The organism is Sporichthya sp. (assembly GCF_013815995.1).
Classification (GTDB): Bacteria; Actinomycetota; Actinomycetes; order Sporichthyales; family Sporichthyaceae; genus Sporichthya.
Genome location: NZ_JACDFE010000212.1, coordinates 1 through 7,970, shown reverse-complemented (window position 1 = coordinate 7,970; position 7,970 = coordinate 1). Strand labels below are relative to the sequence as shown.

At 71.2% G+C, this 7,970-nt stretch carries 10 protein-coding genes; 3 read left to right on the top strand and 7 right to left on the bottom strand.

Annotated elements, in window-relative coordinates:
- Positions 1-147: 147 nt before the first annotated feature.
- Both H0X00_RS19230 and H0X00_RS19225 read right to left on the bottom strand, forming a co-directional pair.
- On the bottom strand, positions 148-813 hold the full coding sequence (locus H0X00_RS19230; protein WP_293774018.1) for an alpha/beta fold hydrolase: 666 nt from the start codon (positions 811-813) through the stop codon (positions 148-150).
- On the bottom strand, positions 810-1,553 hold the full coding sequence (locus H0X00_RS19225; RefSeq protein ID WP_293774017.1) for a TIGR03089 family protein: 744 nt from the start codon (positions 1,551-1,553) through the stop codon (positions 810-812). The genes H0X00_RS19230 and H0X00_RS19225 overlap by 4 nt, the downstream gene beginning before the upstream one ends.
- 198 nt (positions 1,554-1,751) lie before the next feature.
- On the opposite strand from H0X00_RS19225, the gene H0X00_RS19220 reads away from it, so the two are divergent.
- Complete coding sequence (locus H0X00_RS19220; RefSeq protein WP_293774015.1) at positions 1,752-2,894, top strand: glycosyltransferase family 1 protein; 1,143 nt, start codon at positions 1,752-1,754, stop codon at positions 2,892-2,894.
- 6 nt (positions 2,895-2,900) lie between these two features.
- Entirely contained in the window at positions 2,901-3,995 is a 1,095-nt protein-coding gene (locus H0X00_RS19215) for an NDP-sugar synthase (protein ID WP_293774013.1), read from the top strand.
- Between the two features lie 7 nt (positions 3,996-4,002).
- Here H0X00_RS19215 and H0X00_RS19210 read toward each other — a convergent pair whose 3' ends face one another.
- From H0X00_RS19210 to H0X00_RS19200, 3 genes are all read right to left on the bottom strand, one after another.
- Positions 4,003-4,587: a PGPGW domain-containing protein gene (locus tag H0X00_RS19210; RefSeq protein WP_293774012.1), complete on the bottom strand. Its 585-nt coding sequence runs from the start codon at positions 4,585-4,587 to the stop codon at positions 4,003-4,005.
- Positions 4,588-4,634: 47 nt separating this feature from the next.
- Positions 4,635-5,411, bottom strand: a complete 777-nt coding sequence (locus H0X00_RS19205; RefSeq protein WP_293774011.1) for a DUF3105 domain-containing protein — start codon at positions 5,409-5,411, stop codon at positions 4,635-4,637.
- 102 nt (positions 5,412-5,513) lie between these two features.
- Positions 5,514-6,257 carry a DUF3105 domain-containing protein gene (locus tag H0X00_RS19200; RefSeq protein ID WP_293774010.1) on the bottom strand — a complete coding sequence of 248 codons (744 nt, stop codon included), beginning with the start codon at positions 6,255-6,257 and terminating at the stop codon, positions 5,514-5,516.
- An 88-nt stretch (positions 6,258-6,345) separates the two neighbouring features.
- Between H0X00_RS19200 and H0X00_RS19195 the strand changes: the two genes are divergently transcribed.
- The gene (locus tag H0X00_RS19195; RefSeq protein WP_293774009.1) at positions 6,346-7,290 is read left to right on the top strand and encodes a hypothetical protein; all 945 of its coding nucleotides are present in this window, start codon (positions 6,346-6,348) and stop codon (positions 7,288-7,290) included.
- A 36-nt stretch (positions 7,291-7,326) separates the two neighbouring features.
- Here H0X00_RS19195 and H0X00_RS19190 read toward each other — a convergent pair whose 3' ends face one another.
- A complete protein-coding gene (locus tag H0X00_RS19190; RefSeq protein WP_293774008.1) occupies positions 7,327-7,587 on the bottom strand; it encodes a hypothetical protein in 261 nt (86 codons plus the stop codon).
- A gap of 9 nt (positions 7,588-7,596) precedes the next feature.
- Positions 7,597-7,970 (bottom strand): nitroreductase family protein (locus H0X00_RS19185; RefSeq protein WP_293774007.1); only part of this gene is annotated, 374 nt, incomplete at its 5' end.

Sequence of the window (7,970 nt, the reverse complement as noted above, 5' to 3'; positions counted from 1 at the left end):
TGGGCCGAGCACTGGAACACCGACCCGAAGCCCTTCATCTGGAAGGCGACCGCGGAGGAGATCATCGCCAAGGTCCGTCGCGGGCGTGAGGTCCTCAACCAGATCAATTCGCAGACGGACCACTAGTCGCTGCTCCGGCGGGGGCCGTCAGGCGGAGACGAGCAGCGCCGCAGCCACCGCCGCGGGGTGGCTGAGCGCCGCGAGGTGGCCCCCCGGAACCTCTTCCAGGTCGAGCCCGAGCCGCTCGCGCGCCAACCGGCGCTGGAACTCGAGGGGGAAGAAGCGGTCGTCCCGGCCGGCCACGGACCGGACCGGCACCGGCCAGTTCTCGAAGGTGCACGGCTGTCCGAACGGAGTGCCGGCCGGCTCCCGTACCTCGTCCGCTCCTCCGGCGACCACGACGGCAGGCACGTCGTGCAGGAAGTGCGTCTCGACGTCGAAGCCGCCGGTGCGGCCGGCGACGGCGTCCGCCGCGGCCATCGCAGCGGGCTGCCCGGTGGCCTCCCACCAGGCGCCGGGAGTCTCGCCGGGGAGCGGAACCATCCCGTTCAGCAGCACGATTCGGCGGACTGCCGGGGTGAGAGCCATCGGCACGGTGAACGCGCCCATCGACTGCCCGACCAGGACCACGTCCGACAGCCCGGTCATCGCGGCCCGGACCGTCGCGGCGTACTCGGGCAGGCCGCGGCCGGGGTCCTCGCCGTGCAGGTCGACCGGGACGACGGTGCAGTCGGCCGCGGTCAGCAGGGGGACGACGCGATGCCAGTACCAGGCCGCGCCGCCCGCCCCCGGCACGAGAACGAAGGCGGTCATTCAGGAACCTCCGGCAGGCGACGGGTGACGCGCTCGGTCTGGGCCCGGCGGGGGAGTGCGGCCTCGTCGGCGTTGCGGCACAGCACCACCGAGGCCCCGACGGCCAGCGGGGCCAGCAGGCCGGCGAGCAGCCCCTCGGCGGTGCCGAGGTCGGCGGTGACCAGCACGCGGTCGCCGCTGCCCAAACCCCACTGCGCGGCTGCGGCGTGGGCCGCCTGGACCAGTTCCGCGCCGGTCGCCGAGCCGCCGGCCCGCTCGAGGGCCGTGAGATCCCCGGTCACCGGCGAGAAGGGCGCGAACTGGTCGCCGTAGGCGGGCACCTCCGCCGCGTAGTCGTAGAACCCGGCCGGCAGTTCGGTCGCGGGGGCGCCGAACGGCCGCATCGGCACCAGCACCCGCTCGCCCGGACACGTCGCGGCCCGTTCCACCCCCGCCGGGTCGGTGACCACATGCTCAGCTTGGGCCGGATCGGAGTCCGGGGCCGCCGCGACACCGGCGGTCCAGCACGCCAGGTACCAGACCACGGACTGCCAGTGACTGGGCAGCAACAGTGCGATGCGTTCACCGGGCCGCGCGCCGAGGTCCTCGACGATCATGTTCGCGGTCTTGGCGACCCAGTTGTCCAGCGTGGTGAACGAGAGCTCCACGCGCTCGCCGGTCGCGTCGTCGTAAAAGGTCAGGAACGGCCGGGACGAATCAGGCCGCGCCGCCGCCCGCAGGAGCTCCGCCGGTGTCGTCATGGGCCCACGAGCCTATGCACTGCCTGTGGAGCCGCCGATTCGGGAGCATATTCACGTCTACGCAACCCGCGCGGTGCGTCAGGGCGGCGTAGGCTTTCAGCCAAGACCTGCGGGGAAGGGCTTTTCACATCGAGGGTGAGCCGCCCCAAGCCGGCGTCCCGAGTCCCCGTCCCCATGCAACCCCCGCAAGGAGTACCTGTGGCGCCCCGCGTGCTCGTTGACGCCACCGCAGTTCCGGCCGACCGGGGCGGGCTGGGCCGGTACATCGACGGTCTGCTGCCCGCGCTGTCCGAGGCCGGTGCGGATCTGGGAATCGCCTGCCAGCGCGCCGACGCCGACCGGCTGTCCCGGCTTGCGCCCACGGCGACCGTCTTGCCGGCCCCCAGCAACGTCAACCACCGTCCCGAACGGCTGGCCTGGGAGCAGGAGGGTCTGCCCACTCTCGCCGAGCAGATCGGCGCGGACGTCATCCACTGCCCGTTCTACACAATGCCGGCGTCCTCATCGGTCCCGGTCGTGGTGACCATCCACGACGCCTCGGTGTTCCACAACCCGGAGTTCTACGACGACGAGCGGGCGGAGTTCTACCGCCGGGCCACGCGGAGCTCGCTGGAGCTGGCGGCGAGGTTCATCGTCCCGTCCCGGGCCACCCGCGACGAACTGGTCCGCATGCTCGACGCCGACCCGGCCAAGGTGGACGTGGCCTATCACGGCATCGACACCGCGGTGTTCCACCCGCCGACGGAGCTTGAGGCGGAGCGCGTCGTCCAGCGCCTCGGCCTGCACGGTCAGGCCTACGTCGGCTCGCTGGGCGAGATGTCGCGGCGCAAGAACATTCCCGAACTCATCCGCGGCTGGGTGATTGCCGCGTCGAAGATGTCCGAGCCGCCTGCGCTGGTCCTGGCCGGGTCCTCCACCGCGGACCCGGTGATCCTGGACGCGGTCGCCGAGGTTCCGGCCGGGCTGCGGCTCATCCGCCCGGGCTTCCTGCGGGCCGCCGACCTGCCCGGCTTCATGGGCGGGGCGACCGTGATGGCCTTCCCCAGCCGGTCGGAGGGCTTCGGCTTCCCGACCCTGGAGGCGATGGCCTGCGGCGCCGCGGTCCTGATCGCCCGCGCGCTGTCCCTGCCCGAGGTCGGCGGTGAGGCGGCGGCGTACACCGAACCCGACGCAGACTGCATCGCCCGGAACCTCCAGCGACTGCTGGAGGACCCGGAGCGCCGGCGTTCGCTGTCCGAAGCCGCGCACGAGCGGTCCAAGCTGTTCAGCTGGAGCAGCTCGGCCCAGGTGCACCTGGAGACCTACGCGCGTGCGACCGGTGCGGTCGCGCCGAGCAGCTAGAGCTTGATGACCTCCACCTCCACCTCAACAGTGCCCGAGGCGATCATCCTCGTCGGTGGGCAGGGCAGCCGGCTGCGCCCGCTCACCCTGACCACGCCCAAGCCGATGCTGCCCTGCGCCGGCGTGCCGTTCCTGACCCACCAGTTCCTGCGGCTGTCCGAGGTCGGCGTCAAGCACGTCGTCCTGGCCACCTCGTACCGCTCTGAGGTGTTCGCCGCGTACTACGGCGACGGCGGCTCGCTGGGGCTGGCGATCGACTACGTGACCGAGGTCGAGCCGCTGGGCACCGGCGGCGGGATCCGCAACGTCGCCGACCGGCTCACCGGGGGCCCGGACGCACCGGTGATCGTGCTCAACGGCGACGTGCTGTCCGGGCACGACCTGAACGCGCAGTTGGAGGTGCACCGCGAGATGGCGGCCGCGGTCACCCTGCACCTGGTCGGGGTGGAGGATCCGCGGGCATTCGGTTGCGTGCCGACCGACGGCGACGGCCGGGTGACGGCCTTCCTGGAGAAGACCCCGACGCCGGTCACCGACCAGATCAACGCCGGCTGCTACGTGTTCCGCCGCGGCGTCATCGACGCCATCCGGGCCGGCGTCCCGGTCTCGGTCGAGCGGGACACCTTCCCCGGCCTGCTGGCCGCCGACGCCGTGGTGCAGGGCTACCGCCAGGACGCCTACTGGCTCGACGTCGGGACCCCGGCGGCCTTCGTCCGCGGCTCGGCCGACCTGGTGCGCGGGGTGCTCGCCTCGCCGGCGGTCGCCCGGCCGGGGGAGTCGTTGGTGGGAGGAGATGCGTTGGTCGCCGAGGACGCCGTGCTCAGCGGCGGCACCACCGTCGGGCGCGGGTGCGTGATCGGCTCCGGCGCGGTCGTCGAGGGCTCGGTGCTCTTCGACGACGTCTGGATCGCGGCCGGGGCCACCGTGACCGGCAGTGTGATCGGGACCGGGGCCCGGGTCGGGGAACGGTCGGCGCTGCGCAACGTGGTGCTCGGTGACCACTCCCTGGTGGGGGCCGACAACGAACTGGCCGAGGGTGCCCGGGTGTGGTCCTCCGCGGTGTTGCCGGACGCCACCATCCGTTTCTCGCCTGGGGACTGACGGACCCTCAGGATTCGGCGTTCGCCGCCGGACCGGAGGTAGTGTCGGGCTCGCTTCTTCGTCTTTTTTTCTTCAGGTCGGTGCTCGCCCACCAGATCGTGCCCAGGGCGAGCACCCCGCTGGCCGACAACGCGATGCCCGTAGGCCAGCTGCTCAGTGGCAGCTCGTCCCACATCGCCCACACGATCCCGGCCGCGACGAGGCTGAGTGCGCTGAGCACCGAGAGCCCGGTGCCCCACTTGTTCGCGGCCGCCATGTGCGCGGCGTCGATGACCTTGTCCTTGATGCGGTTGAACAGGCGATCGGCCCAGGCGAACTCGAGGCTGAGGATGTACAGGCCGGCCACGACCACCAGCCAGCCGGGGCCGGGCAGCGGGATCATCGCGATACCTGCGGCCAGCACGAGGCTGCCGCCGATCGCGATGACGACCTTGCGCAGCAGCAGGACGGTCCGCCGGCGCTTCTTCGCGTCGGCGACGACCGGGCTGTCGCGGGCGTCGGGCGCCAGGTCGCCGAGGTCGTCGTCCTCGGCGATCAGCAGCAGCTCTTCGAGGTCCTCCGGCGTCGGCTCGTCGCGCGCGTTGCTACTCACCGGATGAACCTAACCGAGAACTGTGCGCATTGCCTTGGCCGCCGGGGTCAGCGGATGTTGCGCTCGGGAGCGTCGGTGGCCGGGTACTTGTCCATGAAGTCCTGGACCGCCTGGCCGGAGGTCCGCTCGCAGAACAGGCGGTGGCCGTAGCCGATGCCCGTCTTCGGATCCGGCGCGCTCCAGTGCGTCAGGGCGATGAACTTGTCGGCCGGGAACGCGCCGTAGGTCGGGTCCCACGGGGTGGCGATGAACTGCTGGTAGACCGCGTCGTCGCGCAGCCGCCTCGCCATGTCCTCGAGCTCGTCCAGGTCGCCCCCGGTGAGCTTGGGGTCGTACCAGAGGATCGTGTAGCCGTGCTCCATGTTGTGCACGGTGTTCTCGACCGGCGGGTTGTCCTTGGTGGTGAAGAACGGGGTGGCGGCAAAAGCCACCGGGTTGGAGTAGTGCTTGCCCGAGCTCGGCGGGATGGAGTCATAGGTGACCCGGATGCCGACCTGGACGTGTTCCTGGGTGCCACTGGCCTTGTCCTGGGTGATCTTCCCGCAGCCGGCGTCACCGAGTGGGACACCGAAGGAGGAGATCGACTTCTTCAGCGGGTCGTTCAGCTTCTTGTCGACCCAGTTGTAGGCCGGCTTCGCGAAGAATGCCCCGGTTCCGATCACGATGACGAGCATGAACGCGGTGGAGCGGAATCGCTCGCTGCGCTTCTTCTTCGCCCGCAGAGCCTCGATGCGCTGCCGACGGTCCTCGAACGCAGCCTGACCGCGCGCCGACGGGACATCTGAGCCCGCGCTCGTCTTCTCCCCCGTGGTCCGGTCTGACACCGTGACCCCTCCCCGCTTACTTCCCCACCCTGACGTTCCACCGTACGCCGGAACGACCTGCCCGGAAGGGAAGATTGACCTTCCGGGCGACGGCGGGTCGGCTCAGGCGGTGTTCGGCTCCGGGGCGTCCGACGAGGGGTGCTGGTCGACGAAAGTCTTGATGGCGCCGCCGGAAACCTGCCCGCAGTACTGGCGGTAGCCGGTCGAGGTCTCGTACTTGCCCTGGGTCGTGGGTGCACCCCAGTGGGTGAGCGCGATCGACTTGTTCGTCGGGAACGCACCGCGCGAGGGGTCCCACGGAACCGCGATGAACTTTCGGGTTTCGTTGCTGTCGCGCAGCTTCCCGGCGACCGCCTTGAGGTCGTCGAGCTGGGCGCCGGTGACCGAGGGCAGGTACCAGGCGATGGTGTAGCCGTGCTCCAGGTTGTGCACGAGCTCCTCGACCCGGGGCGCGTCGTCGGTGGCGTAGAAGCCGCGCGTGTTCACCGTGATCGGGGACTGGAAGTGCCGACCGTGGCTGGGCGGCGCGGTCGCGTAGTCGATGCGCACCGTCGGGTTGGACTCGTGCTCGCCGTCGGCGGTGCCGACCTTGTCGGTCTGCACGGTCGCGTCGCAGCCGGCCAGGCCGACCGGCACCCCGAGCTGGTCGTAGGCGCGATCGTCCTTCTTGTTCTTGTTGATGATCGAGAGCACCGGGATGCCGACCAGAACGGCGACGATCACTGCGGCGACCCCGCCGAAGAGGAGCGTCTTCTTCCGCTCCTGCGCCTTCTGTTCCTTCTTCAGGGCCTCTACGCGCGCCTTGCGGTCCGCCGCAGTTCCGGGAGGTTGCTTCTTCTTCGCCACGGTGGGTGCGGTCTCTCTCGTTCGTCGCGGGTCGTCCTGCTTGCTGCCGGAGTCTACGGAGCGTGCCTTGTCCGGCAGACTCAGGCGTGTGTCGGACAGCGTGTCGGGCGATTCGGACGGTGCCGGGGCAGTTCGCGAGTGGAGCCCGGGCCGTCCGCTGGATCTGCACCGCACCCTGGGCCCGCTCCGGCGCGGGGCCGGCGATCCGGCCTACCGGGTCGAGGCGGACAACTCGATCTGGCGTGCGGTGCGCACCCCGGACGGTCCGGGCACAATGCGCCTCGCCCTCCGTCGCGGGACGGCGAGTGTCATGGGACGGGCCTGGGGACCTGGAGCGGGCTGGCTGCTCGACCGGATCCCCCGCCTGTGCGGTGACGACGACCGACCGGAGGATTTCGTTCCCGCGCACCCGCTCCTGGCCGACGCCCTGGCCCGCAACCCGGGCTGGCGGATCACCCGTTCGGACGCCCTGGTCGAGGTGCTCATCCCGTGCATTCTCGAGCAGAAGACGACCGGACGGCAGGCCCGCGCCTCCTGGCGGACGCTGGTGCGCCAGTACGGCGAGCCCGCCCCCGGCCCGGTCCCACCCGGCCTGAGAGTCCCGCCGGCCCCGGCGACCTGGGCCCAGATCCCGTCCTGGGACTGGCACAAGGCCGGTGTCGAGCCGGGCCAGTCAAAGGCGGTGATCGACGCCTGTCGGCACGCCGGCCGGCTGGAGGAGACCCTCCAGCTGGGGACCGCGGTGGCCGACCAGCGCCTGCGGGCCGTGCCCGGGATCGGGGGGTGGACTTCCGCGGAGTGCCGGCAGCGCTCGCACGGCGACCCGGACGCCGTCACCGTGGGCGACTTCCACCTGCCGCATCTCGTCGGCGTCGCCCTGATCGGCCGCCGGGTCGACGACGCCGGGATGCTGGAACTGCTCGAGCCCTACCGCGGCCACCGCTACCGCGTTACCCGCCTGATCGAGCTGTCCGGCCTGAAGAACCCCCGCTACGGCCCCCGCATCACCATCCAGGACCACCGCGCCCACTAACCAACGGATGTCATCCACAGTGGGGACCAACGGATGTCATCCGCAGTGGAGGCAGGTGGAGACCGGCGCGCAAGCGGCGATCGCGGAGCGAATCCGTTCCACCAGCGCTTCCGGGTAGTGGACCAGTTCCTCCCAGGTGGTGCGGATGACGGTCCACCCGGCCTCCTTCAGCCAAGTGCGGGGTTCATACAGCGAATGATCACCCCACCGGGACTTCGCCTCCGGACTTATCCACAGGCGGTCAGCGATGCCGCTGTCGCTGCGGATGACATCCGTTGTGTGCGCTGCGGATGACATCCGTTGAGATCAGCGCTCCAGGAGGAACTGCCCGGGGTCGAGGTCGGGGCGGGGCGACGGGGGAGCGGCGGGGACGCCGATGGCGACGGCGCCGAGGGGGTCCCAGCCGGCCGGGAGGTCGAGGGCGGCGCGGGTGACGTCGGGGCAGAACAGGGTGGCGGAGACCCAGCAGGAGCCCAGGCCCTCGGCGGCCAGCGCGATCAGCAGGCCCGCCACGGCGGCGCCGCCGGCCACGGTGAACATGTCGCGCTCGGCCGCGGCGCGGGCGGCGTCGGGGTAGGAGTGCGCGCCGTCGCGGACCAGGCAGGGCACGACGATCAGCGGGGCCTGCCGCAACACCTCGCCGCGCCGGGTCCGCACCACGATCTGATGTTCCGTCATAC